The sequence below is a fragment of the Sulfuricurvum sp. genome (genome assembly GCF_028710345.1).
In the GTDB taxonomy this organism is placed as follows: domain Bacteria; phylum Campylobacterota; class Campylobacteria; order Campylobacterales; family Sulfurimonadaceae; genus Sulfuricurvum.
Genome location: NZ_JAQTUH010000004.1, coordinates 33,183 through 52,220 on the forward strand (window position 1 = coordinate 33,183; position 19,038 = coordinate 52,220).

Consider the following 19,038-nt stretch of genomic DNA (forward strand, 5'->3'; position numbering starts at 1 on the left):
CAACGCTTCCTGTTCCGGTCAAGATGAGTTCATCCGCCCCTGTCCCTACAGCAATTGTATCGGTTGATGCCAAGTCTGCTTGGCGCATTGTGATTGTATCCGCCCCGGTTCCGGTCGTGATACTCATATCAGCATCTACGGTTGCAGTTGAGAGATTAATTTGTACAGCATTTGCCCCGGCAGCAGATGCATTAACGGTTCGGATATATCCTCCGCTCGCTGTTTTTATCGCTTCATCTCCGAGGGTCAATGTGTGTGCGCCTGTGCTGGTCAACGTTAGTTTTTCCACATTCGTCACATTAGCGAAATTGGCATCTACCAACGTTGCAACACCACTAATTTTTAACTCATCCGCTGTCCCTACACCACCATCGATAGTATCTGTATTGGCATTGGTAAAATTCGTATTAGATATGATAATAATATCATCGCCCAATCCAGCATTTACCGTATTCACACCGCTACCGAGAGTAATAGTATCATTTCCGACTGAGGTATTGACTGTAACACTGCTCGTAATAGCGCTTACATCGATTGTCGATGTTTTCGTACCTGTTGCGGCAGTCGCATTTACTGTTACATCTGTTCCAATTCCATTAGCGACCGTTAATACGTTAGTATTATCACTCAATTTGATCGTATTGATTCCGCTAAGACCTGCTTGTAATGCCGTGTTTGTTAAATTCACGGCATCTGTGAACTCTAATATATCCGATCCTCCTAGACCCAATGCAATAGAATCAGTAGCACTCAAATCAGCAGAAGACATAACAACGGTTTCATTTCCAGCACCACCGTTGATTGTTACATCTTTTCCACTTAATCCGCCGATATCAATCGAAATATTATGGGTAGCAACTGATGCCGTAGCGTCTACGATCAAAAGATTATTCGCTTTTGCGTTAGCACCAAGTGCAATCGTTTGGTCGGTTGCACTATCACTCAATTTGATTGTTTCAATCGTTTTTACATTTACAAGCATTGCATCGGTGATTGCAGCAGTATCGGTGATTTTAAGAACATCTGCAGTTCCTCCATCCCCATTGATATGATCTGCTCCGGTCAAATAACCACTCGCTATTTCAATAGTATCATTTCCGCTTCCAGCGTTGATCGTATCAATCCCTTGCCCCATTTTAATCGTATCATCACCACTTCCTGCATTGACGGTTACTGCTGTTGTCATGCCAGTGGCATTGATTGTTGCACCATTGGTAAGTACAGTAGTATCTACCGTATTGACCCCGGCTAATGATGCATTTGCTGCGATTGTTACCGATTGACCGGTGCCATCCGTCATTAATTTCAGTGTTTCAATCCCAAGCGTGCCAGCATTATTAAATTGTGAATCAATAATTGTCGCTGTACCTGAGATTTGTAGGACATCCGCTCCGTCTCCGGCATTAATAGCGTCTCCACTAGTAAAACTAGCCGCTGTGATTTTGATCGTATCTGCTCCACTACCACTATTTATCGTATTTGCTCCACTTCCCAAAGTAAGAACATCATTCCCTCCAGCAGTAGTGATCGCTAACGCCCCCGCTTGCAACGTTGCATCAACCGTTACTGCTTGAGCATAGGTGATTGCTGAACCATCAACACTATTAAATTTACCGTCTGCCAATGTCACCGTTTGTATTGCATTAACATTAGCAAGTTTCAACGTTTCAAATCCGGTAAGTCCGCTCATGTCACCCGCTACTAATCCTGCAGCAGTTGTGAGTTCTAAGACATCCGTTCCACCACCCACATTGATAAGATCAGCTGACGATATATCTGCTGATTTTATTTTGATTGTATCGGCACCGGCACCTGTTGTTACTTTTGTATTAGCATTCGTACTTGCTTGTGAAAGGTCTACTGTCACTTTATTGGTTCCTGTGAGCGCAGCAACTACCTCTGTAATTCCACTTCCCCCATTGATAGCTTCATCACCGATCACAATGCTTTGGTTGTTAGCATCAGCAAGTATTATTTTCTCTACATTAGTGATATTGGTAAAATTCGCATCGAGCAAACTAGCTGAACCGCTCAAAATAATAGTATCATTTCCGATACCGCCATCAATCGTATCACCGGAATTAAGTGTTGCGGCACTAACATATATCACATCATTACCATCACCAGCACTAATCGTATTATTGGAAGTACCTGCGGTGATCGTATCGACACCACTTCCTCCATTAATAGTAATGGCTCCGCTATAGCCACCAGCATCGATTGTATTCAAACCTGTAGTTGTAGAAGCATCCACGGTCGTAATACCGTTGGCTTTTGCATGAGTATCTGCAACCGTAACCGATTTATCACCTGTGCCACTCAATTTGAGCGTTTCAAAACCGGTTATTGCTGTGAGTTTCGCATCTGTGATAGCAGTTGTACCAGTAACCTCAAGAATATCGGTTCCGGCACCACCGACCAGTGTATCAGCATTAGCATCCGCCAATGCCGCACTAGTCATAATTACCTTGTCATTACCTCCACCCATATCGATTGTATTAACACCATTTCCAATCGTAACAATATCGGCACCTGTACCTGTTGTAATATTTAACGCATTGGTAAACGTATGTGCATCAACGGTAACGACACCGGTAATTGTGGATGCATCTACGGTATTTAATGTTGCACTATTGGCTAGTGTCAATGTTTGTGCATCAGTTTTTGTAGCATCATTGAGACTGATTTTTTCAAAACCGCTAACTCCCGTAAAGAGACTTGTATCCAAATTAACCTGATCAATAAATTCAATCGTATCGGTTCCATTACCCCCGATATATGTATCGCTAGCTGTCAGCTGTGCCGCTTTCGTTTTAATCGTATCAGCTCCGGTTCCTCCCGTAAACTTTAGGTCCATATCACTACTCATAGAGGAAAGATCCACTGTTACATTTGTTGCAGCTGCCCCATTGATCTCTTTAATCCCATCTCCAGCATGACGGGCCAAATTTCCCAATGTCAAAGATTGATCATTCCCCGCACCCAACTTGATAATTTCAACGCTATCAACATTTGTAAATGCGCTATCGACTAATGTCACTGCACCGACAAACTCTATTGTATCATTTCCGAGATTCCCATGAATAGTATCACCACTTGTGAGTTCCCCCGCAGCTATTTTGAATGTATCATCACCATAACCACTATTAATAGTCATCCCAACATCAGTTGCCATACCGCTCATATCAATGCTTAACGTTTTTCCTGTACCCATAATAGTCGCATCAATGGTACGGATTCCCGCATTGAGTGCTTTATCTCCAAGTGCCACATCTTGATTAGCATTAACATCTAGTTTTAATGTTTCAACATTACGTACCAATGTAAAATCAGCATCCGTAAGTGTCCCGCTTGTAGCAGTAGTGATCTCTATAGTATCACTATTTCCTCCACCATCAATACTATCCGCCGCAGTCAATTCTGCAGCATCGATTTTGATCACATCATCTCCGCCACCAAGATTTAATGTATTCGCTTGTGCATTTGCAGCTAAGGTAATAGTCTCAATACCTGCTCCACCGTTGATAAGAGCAGCAGCAGTGAGGGCAGAGAGGGTAATATTAGCACCGCCTGTACCAATAACGTCAACATTACTCAACGATTGTCCACCAGCGATAGTTCCAAGTGTTAAATTATAGAGACCAGTTCCGCTCAATTGAATCAATTCTATATGTGAAACATTCGTAAATGCCGCATCACTAATGTTTGTTGAAGAAGAAGTAATCTCCAATGTATCTCGTGTTGTTTGAGATCCTCCATCAATCGTATCTCCACTATTGAGATAATCGCTCGATATTTTAATAATATCATCCCCTGCACCAGTATTGATCGTATCATTACCATGTCCGGCAGTAATAATATCTGCTCCTCCCGTTCGATTCACCGTTCCTACAGTCGAGATATTGACATTAGTACTCATCGCCGAAGCATCAATGGTAATACTACCATTTGCATTTAATGCACTACCATCAATGATACTAATACCTGCAGCACTGGCATTAGCCGCCAAAGTGATTGATTGTGCTGTTGATGAGTCTGCTAATTTAATTTTTTCAATACTTTGCAATCCAGCAAGATCAGTATCAACAATCGATGCATTATCACTCAATTGAAGAGTATCCGTACCGTTTCCTCCGATATAGGTTAATGTGCTGGTTACAACTCCATGTGACACATTAAGAACATCATCTCCGGCACCACCCGTTACTTTTACGGTTGAAGCATCATAACTGCTATCAAGCGTTACGCTCACAGCATGACCTGTACTTAATGCCGATGCATCGATGTTGGCAATCGCTTTTGCTTTTGCGGCAGACCCTAGCGTTACCGTCTGTCCACCAAAATCTGAAAGTTTGACCGCTTCAAAATTAGACACTTTTGCAAAACTGCTATCTGTTAAAGCTGCTGCGTCGGTAATTACAAGGGTATCTCCAATCGTATGCGTACCACCATCAATACTGTCCGCTCCAGTCAAGTTTGCCGTAGTTACTTTAACAGTATCATCACCGACACCGGTGACAACGTTCGCAACACCGCTTCCTAAAGAAACGGTATCATCTCCCGCGGCCGTTGTAATTCTTAATCCAAGAGCCGCCATTGCAGAAGCATCGATGGTACTCGCCGTTGCAGCAGCTGCATCGATCTCTAATATCCCCGCACCCAGTGCTTCAGCAGCAAGCGTCAGTTTTTGTCCCGTTCCTGCATGTAATTTGACAATTTCAACATTCGACACATTCGTAAACGCAGTATCTAAAATATCGGCACTATCGGTAAATTCTAACGTATCACCTCCACTAATGTTTGCTCCCATATTAATAGTATCACCACTGGTAAGCTGTGCACTGTTCATTTTAATGGTATCAATACCACTTCCCATTGTAATTGTCAAATTCGCATCATTAACCATACTTGAAACATCGATAGTGGATCCCGTAGTTTGAAGCGTAGGGGTAGCAGGAACCGTAATCGTATCCATCGACGTGTTAATAATTCTAATTCCAGCTGTTTTGGCAGCATCACCCAATGTAATACTGTGTGCACCATTTTTGGCTATGACAAGGTTCTCAAGATTTGTAGAGAGGGTAAAATCACTGTCCACAACCGTAGCAACATCAATAATCTTGAGGACATCACTTCCATTTCCACCCTGAATCGATGTTGTGGCAGTAAGATCAGCAGTTTTCATAATGACTGTATCCGCTACATCTCCCCCTTTGACCGTAAAGGTTCCGCTTGTCGGTGCCAGCACACTCAAATCAGCGGTCAATGAACCGGTAAGTGCCGATCCGTCAAGCTCAGTAATTCCAGCTGCTTTAGTATTTGCCCCAAGGGTAACGCTTTGTGCACCTAACGCATCAAGCTTGATAGTATCGATCGCATTCCCTGTCGCTTTAATTTTGGATTCTACCGTATTGGTATCCATAATATTATCAGAGTTGCTATCACTTTCAGCCGTTGCTGTCGTAAACTCCAAAACTACATTACCCGTCCCTGTAACTGTATCAGCGATGGTAAAATCAGCATACGCAACTTTGACGGTATCGGCACTGTTGATGAGAGCACCACTTCCCCCAAGACTTACAGCATCTATTCCCGCTCCAAGATTAACGATATCATCACCACTTCCTGTCGTAATGCTATTGGTTGCTGTTCCTACAGTAATAGTATTATTACCATTTCCAGCATTGATCGCTACACCTGTGGTGGTCGCGCCCGTCGTAATCGTATCATTGCCACTTGCAGTTGTAATCGTAATTCCACCCGTAACGTCCAATTCTAAATGGGCATCAATCGTAGTATTGCCTGCACCCGTTGCAGTAACGGCTTTAAAATTATTAGCATCTACAATCGTCACACTTGAATCTCCGGTAGCCGCCGAAAGGAGTAGTGTATCCATATTGGTCACCGTACCCGCCACCGTTCCCAATGCTCCCGCCGTGGTCACCTCTAAAATATCCGCAGTCGAGGTAGCATTGCCCGTAAGAGTATCATTTCCAACCGCGACATTAGTAGCAGTCATCTTGACCGTCGTTCCCCCTGTCCCTGCTAAAACCGTAAAAGCACCATCACTCGTCATCGACGATAGGTCTACCACTGCCGCACCTGTCGCCGCTGTGGTTGCCAAATCGATTTTCGTAATACCGGCAGTTTTTGCTTTATCCCCTAATGTAACCGTTGTAGTAGTTGCAATCCCCTCAACTGTTTCAACAGATGTAATATGGGTAAATGCCACATCACTAATCGTCGCACCGTTGAGGATAATTTTATCGGTTCCTGTTCCTCCAATAATCGTATCATCTGAATCAAGATTAGTACTTGTTACCGTTAAGGTATTGTTTCCATTTCCTAAATCGATATGATCATTTCCCGCACTTGCTTTGACAACATCATTACCATCCCCTGCATTGATGTACAAATCATAGGCACCGGAGACTGCTACATTAACAGTACGAGCACTCGCATCAATTGTATCTACCGCACTCCCGCCATTAATAGTATCAATACTATCAGTCGCACCTAAAGTTACACTATTAACATTATTTGAGAGAGTCAAAATCTCAACACTGGATAGTTTTGCCAAATCAGTACCGATCAATGTCACCCCTGCGGTTGCATTGAGTACGTCGCGTCCTGCTCCACCATTTACACTCACCGTTCCCATATCGGTAGAAGCTGCAATATTGATCGTATCAACGGCTGAACCCAACGTAACGGTTTTTACCGTTCCACCGAGAGTAAGATCGATAGCAGAGTTAGCATTAGTAGCATCAAGAACTTCAAATTTTTCTAATGTTGATGCCGTTTTCATATCGAGCGTCAATGACCCCATACCGGTATCAACTTTTAAAATATCATTCCCACCAAGAGGATCAAATCCATTTGCTGCCGCAGTATAAAGGATAGTATCAGCACTTGCACTCCCTACAATACTCAATGCCGAAGCATCCGTTCCCGCCTGGCTCCCTGCAAAAGTAAAACTTAACGCTCTTGTATCAACAACAGTTCCTGTCGTAGTATTTGTACTGATAGTCAATGAGCGTAACAACGTTTGAACAATTACATCTGTAACTGTTTGGGTAAACGTAATTTTTGTCGTAGAAATATTGATTGGATCAATATTCCCTATCGTTGCCCATGTAGCTCCACTGTCACTACTGTATTGGATACTATTATTACCCGCTACAAACTGAACCCGAGACGTTGCTGTTCCTGTTGCTATTGCAATCGTATCGTATTGCAATAATCCACTGATTGTGAGGGTATCACCACTAACCAATCCTGCCGATGCTGTGGTACTAAACGTTGCACCTGTGCTTAGATTAGCACTACCATCAATATAATCACTTGCTGTACCAAGAGTATGCGCTTTATCTGCTATTACTACTGTTGCTGCCATTGTCAATCCTTTTGGTTCTGCCTTATTGCAGTTTAGGTGGAGTTATCTATCATAAATATCGACGTATTCAAAAAATTCTGTAACCTATTATAACTCAAATCTATAACCGAGTAAGCAAAAAAATTATTACACACTAAAATTAAGAATTTTTTAGTAAAAAGCAAAAGGTGTACCATAGATAAAAAAAGACAAAAAAAAGGAAATTGAAGAGAATTTATGAAAGATTGCAACCCGAAGGTTGCTATATGAGATTGTTACTATTGTAACAATCTCAATACGTTTTCTAAAGAAATGTGCACCGCTACGCGGCAATATCATTTGCTACTATTGTAGCAAACCAAGAACACTTTCGAGGAAATGCCCTCGCAGCTTACGCTGCTTTATTTAGACTACTGAAGTAGTCTAAGAACATTTTGTTGAACAGCATTTGCTTGAGACATAGCATAAGAGCCAGACTGAGCAAGGATGTTGTATTTAGAGAAGTTCGCAGATTCTGCCGCAAAATCGACATCACGAATATTCGACTCTGCCGCTTTAACATTTACTTGCGTTACAGAGATATTATTGATCGTTGATACCATTTGATTTTGGACTGAACCAAGATCCGAACGGATAGAATCAAGCAATTTTTGTGCTGATTCAGCAATATCCATAACCAACATCGCTCCGCGAAGTGTCTCAACACCCGTACCGAGTGCGCTAGTTGCACTTGAAAGAACATGTGCTCCGGCTGCACTCGCAACATTGGCATCAAAAGAATTGATAACATCGTTCAAGTTGACAGTTGTATTTGCTGAATTAGCCATCCCCGCACTTGTCATTGTGATATCACGTGAATCCAAGCGAGTCAATGTCAATCGTCCGTACGTTGTAACCCCTGAGAAGGTACCTGCTCCGGCAGTTGCTACAATACCGCGTCCATCAAGGCTTCGCAAATGCAATTGACCTTGTGTATCGGTAAATGCTTCTACTCCGGTTTGCGTTTTAACCGCATTGATCGCATTCACCAAACGTCCGTCATTATCTCCGGTTTGTACACCGCTGATCGTTCCGATTTTAACACCATTAATAGAAAGACTAACAACATCTCCAGCTGTTAGGGATGCTGTCATTGAATGCTCAACATTTGCTGTCGCACGAACACCAAGTTGATCTTGGTTTTTGTTGATAACAGCCGCAAGAGCACCTAATCCGCTCCCTGCACTGGTACTGATTTTTACAGACTCTAGTGTTACACCGTTGATCACGGCTGCAAGATTACTTGAAGCTGTTACAGTAGCACCTGTCTCTACGTGTATTGAACCGATTTTGGTTGCTTGGGTTGACCCGATACTCGCTTTAACGGTTTGGTTTGAGTATGCTCCGATTTGGAACTCTTTATTACTAAATCCACCAGATAGCATTTGTTGACCGTTGAACGAAGTGGTATTGGCAATAGTGTTCAAACTCTCAATCAAACGTGTAATGTCTTTTTGGAGTGCTTTACGAGAATCGGCTGTTTGACCGTCTTGTGCCGCTTGAGTCGCTTTGGTTTTAATTGTATCAAGAATTTTTAGTTGTTCGTCCATTGCTTTATCGGCAACTTGGATCATACCAATTCCGTCATTCGCATTCGATATCGCTTGTCCTAATGCACTTGATTGTGATCGTAGTGAATCCGCAATCGCCATTCCTGATGCATCGTCCGCCGCTGTATTGATACGAAGACCACTTGAAAGTTTAGAGAGAGAACTATCCAAACTACGGTTATTAATCATCGCGTTGTTGTGAGCATTTAATGCCGCTATGTTTGTGTTGATTTTAAATCCCATGATAAATCCTTTATCGTTAGAGCTATGCTCTGAAGTTATTCAGCATCCTTGCTGTTACAGACTATATCGGGAGATAAAAATAAAACTTTAACGGTTTTGCAAAAAAATTTGTTACACTTTCACAAATACATTAATTATAGTACGCCAAAAGAGCTAAGCCCCTTTAGCTACGCTTGCCGCTTAGGCTACTAAAGCTTGCCTCTTACGAGGCAGAAAATAAACGTTTAGGATTCATTTTTTGAAACTCATCATTGTAGAGTCTCCGGCTAAAGCCAAGACCATAAAAAACTTTCTCACCAACGACTATGAAGTGATCGCTTCCAAAGGGCATATCCGTGATTTGCCTAAAGCGCGCTTCGGGATCAAAATCGATAACGAAACCATTACCCCTGAGTACAAAATCAGTGAGGACAGTACCGCAACGGTCAAACAGATTCAAGAGCTCGCTAAAAAATCAGAGACCATTTACCTCGCGACCGATGAGGACCGCGAAGGAGAAGCTATCGGCTGGCACATCGCCCATGCTATCGGCAAAGACCCCGAGTCGCTACCGCGTATCGTGTTTCATGAGATTACCAAAAATGCAATCATGCACGCATTGGAATCTCCACGCACTATCAATATGGATCGTGTAAATGCCCAACAAGCACGCCGTTTATTGGATCGTATCGTGGGGTACAAACTCTCGCCATTGCTCGCGAGTAAAATCCAAAAAGGGCTCTCTGCCGGACGGGTTCAATCCTCAACGCTTAAAATAGTCGTTGATCGTGAACGGGAAATCCGTGCTTTTATCCCCGAAGAGTATTGGAGCATTGATACCCTCTTTAAAACCGATATCGATGCAACTCTCATCCAATTTGAGAATGAAAAAATCGAAAAACTGACTATTAAAACAGGAGATAACGCCAAAAAAATCGTTGAGACCCTCAAAGCAGAGAGTTTCACCGTAGGAGAGATCGAGACCAAAGAGCGTAAAAGTTCTACCCCTCCGCCGTTTATGACCTCCACTCTGCAACAAGCGGCAAGTTCCTCGTTGAGCTTTTCTCCGAAGAAAACAATGATGGTAGCCCAAGCGTTGTACGAAGGGGTAAAAACTCCCGAGGGTGTCTCCGGTGTTATCACCTATATGCGTACCGATTCATTGAACCTCGCTACCGAAGCGGTCGATGCGGCGCGCGAACTGATTTTAAATCGCTATGGCAAAGCGTATCTCCCTGAAAATCCAAAAGTCTATACGAAAAAATCCAAAGGGGCGCAAGAGGCGCACGAAGCGATCCGCCCTACGATGCTCAGCTTTACCCCAGAGGTAGCGGCAACGTACCTAAAACCCGATGAGATTAAACTCTACCGTCTCATCTACAACCGCTTTATCGCGTGTCAGATGAACGATGCCCGCTTTGAGCAACAAAGCATCACCTTTGAAAGCGAAAAGGCCGAGTTTCGTGCTACCGGACGCAAACTCTTATTTGATGGATTTTACCGTGTAACGGGAAGTGATGACAAAGACAAACTACTTCCGACCCTCACCACAGGTCAAAAAATCGACATCCAAACCATCTCAACCGAGCAACACTTTACCGAGCCCCCATCACGCTACTCCGAAGCGAGCTTGATTAAAAAACTCGAATCAGAAGGGATTGGACGTCCATCGACCTACGCACCAACCGTCTCAACCCTCCAAGCACGTAACTATATTGATATTGAAAAACGTGCCATTATCCCGACCGAGATAGCCTTTACCGTCACTGAGATGTTAGAGAAACATTTTAACGAAATCGTCGATGCCAACTTTACCGCAACGATGGAAGAGACCCTCGATGAAATCGGCGAAGAGGGGAAATCGTGGCAAAAAATCCTCCTCGATTTCTATCACCCGTTTATGGCAAAAGTAGACGCGGGCAAAACCGATATCGTGAGCCTCAAAATGGCGAAACCGTTGGGGAGAAATTGTCCACAATGCGGCAGTGAATTGTTGTTGCGCTCAGGTCGTTTCGGAGAGTTTATCGCCTGTAGCGGTTTCCCGAAATGCAAATACACCGAACAAACCGAAGAGAACCAAAAAGCGGCACCGACAACAGCGGATGAAGCAAGCGAAGAGGTGTGCGACAAATGTGGAAGTGCGATGGTGATTAAAAACGGTCGCAACGGACAATTTCTCGCTTGTAGCGGATATCCTACGTGTAAAAATACCAAAACGCTCAACCAAGAGACCAAGTTTTCCGAAGTTCCTTGTCCTGATTGTGGCGGAAAACTGCAATGGAGACAATCTCGCCGTGGAGCGTTTTGGGGATGTGAGCACTATCCGAAATGTAAATTTATCTCCAAATTTGAACCGAGTGATAAAAAATGTGAGGTTGTCGGATGTGGTGGTGCACTCGCACCACGTACTTACCGTAACAAAGAGGTCTACGAGTGTGTCAAATGTAAAGATCGTACACCGCGAGAAGAGAGTGGTGAGTGAAAATCGGTATTCTCTCCGACACCCACTCTAAAGTTGGACGTTCTCAAAAAGCAATCAACCACCTCAAGCAAATGGGGGCAGAGTTTCTAATCCATGCCGGAGATATCGTCAAACCTGAAATCTTAGAACAGCTGAAACAAAGCGGTTTGAAATACATGGCAGTCTATGGTAACAACGATGCACGATTGGTAGAGTTTCACACCAAATACAATCTTGTCCAAGAGCCTCACTATTTTACATTAGCCAACACCAAATGCAAACTGATGCACCTACCGTTTTACATGAATGCCGATGCCGAAGTGATACTGTTTGGACATACCCATGTCTTTGAGTGTGATTTTAAACACCACACCCTCTTCCTCAATCCGGGAGAGACGTGCGCGCGCGATGAGCCGTTTTCATCGTGTGCGATGTTAGAGATTACCGACATCTCTTTTGTGGTTACCCAATACTCCAGAGCTATCGGAAGCGAAATCTTTGAAGAGACCCACTATACCTTTGAGAGATCCAAAAAATGACCAAAAAAATATTTTTATGCTCTATCTGCAACATCAATAGCGGAACCTGTAACGAAGATTGCAAATTTTGCTCTCAAAGTGTCAAATACAAAGCCGATATCGAACGGTATAAACAAAAGCCATTGGATCAAATATTAGAGGAAGCTCGCCGCCTCGAAGCACTTGGAGCCCTCGGATTTTGTCTCGTCACTGCCCAAAAAGGGTTGGATGATAAAACCCTCGACTTTGTCTGTAACATCGCTTCAACCCTCAGACGTGAAGTGCCGCGACTACGGCTCATCGCCTGCAACGGTACGGCAAGTGTCGATCAGCTCAAAGAGCTCCAAAAATCGGGTATCCATGCCTATAACCATAATTTGGAGACCAGTCGAGAGTTTTATCCCCAAATCTGTACCACCCACCCGTGGGAAGAGCGGTATGAAACGTGTGAAAACGTCAACTCGGTAGGGTTAAAGCTAATCAGTGGTGGTATTTTCGGGATGGGAGAAACGGATAATGACCATCTTAGTATGCTCCATTCACTGAAAGCACTCAATCCCGTCTCTGTACCACTGAACTTTTACCACCATAATCCAGCATTACCGCTAAATCCTAGCCCTCTTAGTATCGATGATGCCCTAAATTTAGTCCGTCTATCCCGCACTATTTTAGACTCAACGGATCGGATTATGATTGCAGGAGGACGTGAAATCACATTTAAAGAGCGTCAACATGAGATTTTTGAAGCAGGGGCAAACAGCATCGTAATCGGAAACTACCTCACCACCGCAGGACGAGAAGCCCATGCTGATTTAGAGATGCTTCAAAAGATGGGGTTTGAGATTGCGTTAACACCGGACGATAAATAGGCTATTCCTTTTTCCTCGTCCAATCTCTCCTCGTTGGGAATGCATAACGTCAGATAAAGGGTGCGTAAAAGTTTAGTAACTAAAGGCTATACACTTCCAAATAGGAGTTTGGGAGAGTTGTATATTACTCAACAATGAATGATGGGAGAACGTTAAAATGAAAAAAATAATGCAGTTAGTCTGGAAATTAATTGTTTGGATAAGTATTGCTATTGGGACTCTAATAGCAATAGCAATGATTATGCCTTATATAGTGCATAAAATTTATAATTAATAAAATATATAGGAAATAAAATTGAAATTGGGGATAAGATAACAGTTGATTTAGGGGTAAAGTTTTTTCACAAGTTGTAAAAACCAAAAAAAATCGCGACAATCTCCCAACAAACTCCCAACGTCCTCGTTGGAATGCAGATAACAAATAATATGTTAAAAGGCTATACCCTCCCAAAGAGGAGTTTGCGAGAGATTGCATTAACGCCAGACGATAAATAGACTATTTATTCATAATATGGTTCGCAATCGCGAAACCGTGATTCAATCCTAACGCGATAGAGCCACCCGATTCTTGGGTGATATCTCCTGCGACAAAAAGCCCCTCGACATTGGTCTCATAGTCTTCATTATGGACAGGTTTTCCATCCTCTTCACGGATTCCGCTGCTTTGCAAAAATCCGCTCGGCGTTGTTCCGCCGATAGCGTAGACCAGTCGATCAAACAGCTCAGATTCACCATCTCCAAAAATAACTTTTACTTGTCCACCCTCACTCTCAAGCTCGACGATCTCTGTGTTGAGCATTGCCCGTACTAAGCCATCAGAAACGACACGGTCGATATCGGCTTGGTTCGTAGGATTAGCCCGTCTAAAAGTCCCTCTGCGATAACAAATCGCAACCTCATTACGATCACACAGCTCTACGGCATACTCGATAGCCGAATCCCCGCCGCCGACAACCATAATTTTTTCTCCCGATCCACATGCATCAAGAGTATAATGAACTTGATTTTTAATCGATGGAGGAATTTTATAATCGGGTTTATTGGGTTTACCCATCCGTCCGATAGTAACAACCACGTATTTCGCACGGAGGGAGCTTCCGGCAATAAATACTTCAAATCCCTCATCTGTTTTCACAATTTTTTGTACCTCGGTGTGGGTGCGAAGCTCCATAACCTCATTATCAAGCAATTGATCGAAAAAATCAAGTGTTGTTTCTTTGGTTCCATCGACGAAATAAATCGTTCCGTCCAACTCAATTTTTTGCCCTTTCCAATCAACATCGACACGTTTGTTATCTTTATAAAATTTTCGAATCGTCGCATTGTGATTTTCATCTTTTTCCAGTAAAACAATGTCACGCATCCCTAATGCATAGCTCTCAATTGCCGTAGCTATTCCAGCAGGTCCAGCTCCAATAATCGCTAATTGATACAGATGTTCCATTTTGACTCCTCGAAAAAATCTCGTAGATATACTCTATCATAAAGAGAGAGAAAAAAAACGAAAATAAGATAAAAAAATATGGTTAAACGTAAAATAGTAACAATTCAATCACAATCGTATGTTATTCTTTCACAAATCTAGCAAAGTCTTAAGGAGACTCAAACATGAAAAAATTCGCTCTCTCAGCGTTGCTCGCCGCTACACTTGTAAGCGCAAGTGACTATAATTATGAAATCACTCCAATGGCAGGTTATGTATACCCATCAGGGCAACGTCTCGATAATCACACTGCTTTTGGTGGAGAATTTCAATACAATGATGTTGATTCACTTTTAAAACCGGAAGTATCTGCAATTTGGAGTAATGCCGATTACGAATATATCAGACCGCATGCAACCGATATTTGGCGTACAGCTATCAATGGTGTCTATGATTATAAAACCAGTAATAATATTACACCGTTTGCCAAAGCGGGTCTTGGCTATGAACACATTACTGATCGCGGAAACGGAATTGATAATCTAAACCATAACGGTGCTTTCGCTGATGTCGGTGCCGGTGTAAAAATGGGCATTACCGATCAAATCGCCCTTAAACTCGAAGCTATCGAAATGTTGAAATTTAACCATTTTGATTGGGACAACAGTTTACTCATCATGGCTGGGCTTAACTTTGCATTTGACAAAAAAGCTGCTCCTGTTATTCCAGCTCCAGTCGTTGTTCCAGCTCCTAAACCAGTAGTGGTTGAAGAACCTGTCATCGTTCCAGCTCCAAAACCGGTTGTTGTTCCAGCTCCGGTTGTTGTACCTGCACCAGTAGTTATACCAGCTCCAGTGGTTGTACCTGCTCAAAAACCGGTTGTTGTTGCTCCGATTGATAGCGATAAAGACGGCGTTTTAGATCCTAAAGATAAATGTCCTAATACTCCAGTCGGTTTTAAAGTAGATGCAGACGGTTGTCCTCTTACAGCGACATTACACCTTAACTATGCTACTAACTCAAATACAGTGGATGCAAAAGGGACTGCTGAAGTCAATGCGTTTGCAGAGTTCTTAAAAGCAAGTCCAGCATACAAAACATCTATCGTTGGGCATACCGATGATGTAGGGTCTACCGATTCTAATCAAAAACTCTCTGAAAAACGTGCTGCCGGCGTTAAAGATATGCTTGTAAAAGCTGGTGTTGCTTCTGATCGTATTGCAACAGCAGGTAAAGGTGAATCTCAACCGGTTGCGACAAACAAAACAAAAGAAGGTCGTGCTGACAACCGCCGTATCGAAGTTGAACTTACACGCTAATTGATTACGACAAAGGAGTAATGTCCTTTGCCTATACTTGCTCTTTTATCTTCTCTCCAAATTTCTTCATAAATTTCTCTAATTTTGGTGCTATCACTGCATAACAATACCCTTGCGTCGGATGTTCACTATAATAATTTTGATGATACCCTTCTGCCGGATAAAACTCAGGTGCAGGCAAAAGTTCTGTCACAATCGGATCACTCCAATTTTTTTGTTCCTCTGCTATCGAGATCAATGCATTTTCTTTTTGATCACTATTATAATAATAAATTACGGAACGGTATTGTGTCCCACGATCAGCTCCTTGGGAATTGAGTGTTGTAGGGTTATGTATAGTCCAAAAAATTTCTAAAATTTCTCCATAGGTTATTACCAAGGGATCATACGTTACTTCAACCACTTCAGCATGACCGCTAACCCCTGTACACACTTGCTCATACGTAGGGTGAGGACGCATTCCCCCTGCATAACCGCTAATGGCACTCTTTACTCCGATTACACGGCTATATACAGCTTCTATACACCAAAAACATCCACCACCTAACAGAGCTTTTTCTACCTGTGCCATATCTTCTCCCATCTTTTTCTGTAACAATACAGTAACCGCTCATAACTATACTTTCAAAAATTTAGCTAAAGGAGAAAATTATGCAACGAATGAGTTCATTAGAAAAAATGCTTCTAAAAAAACTACGTCAATCTCGCCGTGCTTGCTGGATGGTTAACTAAGGATATGATTTATTCGAATCTCAAAACACGCTCCATTAATCGTATTATGGACGCTCAACTTCCCTAAAAAATGCTTTTCGACAATCATCTTCGCCATATACAACCCGATTCCTGTCCCTTGGGATTCAAATTTTGTTGTGAAATAGGGGTCAAAAATTTTATCAATAATATGAAGCGGTACTCCGCCACCACTATCTTCGATAGCAATCGTACAAAATTTTTGGTTATCCTCACAAGAGATGCTAATGGTTCTCTCTTTTTGCTTGCTATGCTCAATCGCTTCCCGTGCATTATTGACGATGTTAATAAGTACCTGTTTTAGCTCGTTAGGATAGACTTTTACACTGACTGAAGGGTCAATAGTGCGAACAAGTGTGATCTTTTTTCGTAATAACAATGGACCGAGCAATGTCTCAACATCCGCTATGATTTGTGAAATATTCACTTGGCTTTGAACACGATCTTGTTTAAAAAAGTTTCTAAAATCATCAATAGTCTGCGACATATATTGAATTTGTTGTTCTACTATTTCGATTGTTTTTTCTATCTCTGCTGAACGACCAAACCCAAATCCCAAACTAAGTTTTGTCATGGAAAGACCTAAAATATTGAGAGGTTGACGCCATTGATGGGCGATTGATTCTACCAATGAACCGATTTCGGCCATTTTTGCTTGTTGCATCAATATTTTTTCTTGTGTCCGATTTTTTTCAACCGCTTTCTCAATCTCTTCTTGCAAGCGCTGATTAAACTCTTCTAGCTCATCGGTACGTCGGCGTACCAGTTCATCCAACTGTCGATTTTTATACGTTATCAACAAAAAGATACCTGCAAGAACCAATGCCGACGTCCAAACATAAAAATAGTCGGTTGGCTCTTGATGCTTCATTACCAACCATTGTCCATGTATCTCTTTATACTCTTGAGGGGTCATCGTGGAGAGTACTTTATCGGTTATGTTAGCAAGCATCCCCCAATCGTTTCGAAATGCAAATGCCAAATCGTATTGATAAGGTGTTTCCCCGACTACTTTTAGCCCCTTAAGGTCATGCCGTTCTATCAAGTAACTAACAACATTTAGCCCCTCTAAACAGGCGTACGCTTTCCCTTTTTTAACCGCTTGTAATGCTTCCAAAGAGGAGTTCACGACAACCGTCTGAATATCAGGGTAATTTTTTTTGAGAAATTCTTCCGTTGCATACGATTTGACGACGGCAATCGTTTTACCCCGTAAATCATCGAGATGATACACATATCCGACATCCGAATTAGCCACAATAACAATCGATTGTTTCATGTATGAACGACTAAATTTCAGCTTACTTTGCCGTTTAGAGGTGATTGCGGCGCACGCGAGCATATCGAGTTTTTTATCTTCTACCGCACTTAATGAATCACTCCATTTTGGATGGTTAAAATCGATCTCGAATTTGACCCCTAGCCGTTTTTCTAAAAGTTTTAAATACGAAGCACTCACTCCAAAATATTCACCGTTACTATCTACCGATTCCATAGGGGGCCAATTTTTATCCACCCCGACGCGAATAATCGGATGTTCACTCAACCATTTCATCTCATCAGCATTAAGCTGTAAATTACTATTTTTAAAAATCAACGGTTTAAATAAGGGGAGATGATCAATCAGTCCCATCAAGCGGTACCCTTGCGCAATCATATCGAGTCGCACCGGATCTATCGTCCCAAAAGGGACATTATCTTTAAATGCTAATTTTTTAAGAACTTTTCCCTCGTAAATAAGGGCTTCGAGTGATTTATGCTGTGGGTTATAATCTCTGTAAATGATAGCAGCCGTCTCTTCGATATGCTCAAACGCCCATAACCATCCCCGTATTGATGCATCATAAAACGCTTGCGCACGTTCAGGGTGGCTAATAGTCTCATCTTTGGTGGTAAATAAAAAATCGCTGTAGTAGTCAAACCCATAATCTTTTGGGTAAAGGGCTTGGGTCTCTATCCCTGCTTTTTTGAGGACATAGGGTTCATTAGAGAGATAGGCAACCATTGCATCGGTCTCTTTGCGCGCTAACGACATCGGATTATAAGAGTGGGGTTGCAGTTGTAAATCTTTTGTGTTCAAGCCAACGCTTTTCATCATTGCTTGTATCTCAATACCCTCAATCGTATCATCGGTGAGCATGATACGTTTTCCCCTCAAATCTTTGGCTGTTTTAATCCCAGAGTCTGCTCGAACTAAAAGCATCATAGGGGAAGATTGAAAAGGAGCCGCCATAAGGACAAAAGGTTTTCCGCGAGCATAATCGACAATCAGCGATGAACGCCCTACCCCATATTGGGCTTTATTACTTAAAACCGCTTCAGGGGCAGTAAGTTTAGTGCGTGCATCTTGAAGTGACACATCCAATCCCGCATCGGAGTAATATCCTTTTTCTTTCGCGACATAATATCCGGCAAACTGAAACTGGTGGAGCCACGGTAGCTGTAGCGTAATACTCTCTTGAGCCCATAAAAAACTGGTAAAAATAATAAATAATAAGAATAATTTTTTCAT

The 19,038-nt window shown here is 42.4% G+C and carries 9 protein-coding genes; 4 read left to right on the top strand and 5 right to left on the bottom strand.

The genetic code is table 11. The features are described 5' to 3' along the window. On the bottom strand, positions 1-7,396 hold a 7,396-nt coding region (locus tag PHC76_RS06485; RefSeq protein ID WP_300209885.1), incomplete at its 3' end, for a calcium-binding protein. Between the two features lie 389 nt (positions 7,397-7,785). Next, positions 7,786-9,207 (bottom strand): flagellin B, encoded by a 1,422-nt coding sequence (locus PHC76_RS06490; protein ID WP_300209887.1) that lies wholly within the window; start codon positions 9,205-9,207, stop codon positions 7,786-7,788. A 238-nt stretch (positions 9,208-9,445) separates the two neighbouring features. Here PHC76_RS06490 and topA point away from each other — a divergent pair, with 238 nt between their 5' ends. Genes topA through PHC76_RS06505 form a run of 3 tightly spaced genes read left to right on the top strand, consistent with a single transcriptional unit; the run spans position 9,446 to position 13,034 of the window. Then, a complete protein-coding gene (gene topA, locus PHC76_RS06495) occupies positions 9,446-11,668 on the top strand; it encodes a type I DNA topoisomerase (protein WP_299970896.1) in 2,223 nt (740 codons plus the stop codon). Continuing rightward, positions 11,665-12,186: a metallophosphoesterase gene (locus tag PHC76_RS06500; RefSeq protein WP_299970900.1), complete on the top strand. Its 522-nt coding sequence runs from the start codon at positions 11,665-11,667 to the stop codon at positions 12,184-12,186. The genes topA and PHC76_RS06500 overlap by 4 nt, the downstream gene beginning before the upstream one ends. Beyond that, positions 12,183-13,034: a biotin synthase gene (locus PHC76_RS06505; RefSeq protein WP_299970903.1), complete on the top strand. Its 852-nt coding sequence runs from the start codon at positions 12,183-12,185 to the stop codon at positions 13,032-13,034. Before PHC76_RS06500 ends, PHC76_RS06505 begins: the two co-directional genes overlap by 4 nt. 496 nt (positions 13,035-13,530) lie before the next feature. Here PHC76_RS06505 and PHC76_RS06510 read toward each other — a convergent pair whose 3' ends face one another. Further along, positions 13,531-14,478, bottom strand: a complete 948-nt coding sequence (locus tag PHC76_RS06510; RefSeq protein WP_299970905.1) for an NAD(P)-binding domain-containing protein — start codon at positions 14,476-14,478, stop codon at positions 13,531-13,533. Between the two features lie 164 nt (positions 14,479-14,642). Here PHC76_RS06510 and PHC76_RS06515 point away from each other — a divergent pair, with 164 nt between their 5' ends. After that, on the top strand, positions 14,643-15,776 hold the full coding sequence (locus tag PHC76_RS06515) for an OmpA family protein (protein WP_299970908.1): 1,134 nt from the start codon (positions 14,643-14,645) through the stop codon (positions 15,774-15,776). A 31-nt stretch (positions 15,777-15,807) separates the two neighbouring features. Here the strand turns inward: PHC76_RS06515 and msrA are convergent, their stop codons facing one another. Both msrA and PHC76_RS06525 read right to left on the bottom strand, forming a co-directional pair. Then, positions 15,808-16,347 carry a peptide-methionine (S)-S-oxide reductase MsrA gene (msrA, locus tag PHC76_RS06520; protein WP_299970911.1) on the bottom strand — a complete coding sequence of 180 codons (540 nt, stop codon included), beginning with the start codon at positions 16,345-16,347 and terminating at the stop codon, positions 15,808-15,810. Positions 16,348-16,500: 153 nt separating this feature from the next. Beyond that, positions 16,501-19,038: an ABC transporter substrate-binding protein gene (locus PHC76_RS06525; RefSeq protein WP_299970914.1), complete on the bottom strand. Its 2,538-nt coding sequence runs from the start codon at positions 19,036-19,038 to the stop codon at positions 16,501-16,503.

Excerpts from the sequence above, each read along its gene's own strand:
- PHC76_RS06525 (WP_299970914.1), bottom strand. The coding sequence starts at position 19,038 with ATGAAAAAATTATTCTTATTATTTATTATTTTTACCAGTTTTTTATGG.
- msrA (WP_299970911.1), bottom strand. The coding sequence starts at position 16,347 with ATGGCACAGGTAGAAAAAGCTCTGTTAGGTGGTGGATGTTTTTGGTGT.
- PHC76_RS06515 (WP_299970908.1), top strand. The coding sequence starts at position 14,643 with ATGAAAAAATTCGCTCTCTCAGCGTTGCTCGCCGCTACACTTGTAAGC.
- PHC76_RS06505 (WP_299970903.1), top strand. The coding sequence starts at position 12,183 with ATGACCAAAAAAATATTTTTATGCTCTATCTGCAACATCAATAGCGGA.
- PHC76_RS06510 (WP_299970905.1), bottom strand. The coding sequence starts at position 14,478 with ATGGAACATCTGTATCAATTAGCGATTATTGGAGCTGGACCTGCTGGA.
- PHC76_RS06490 (WP_300209887.1), bottom strand. The coding sequence starts at position 9,207 with ATGGGATTTAAAATCAACACAAACATAGCGGCATTAAATGCTCACAAC.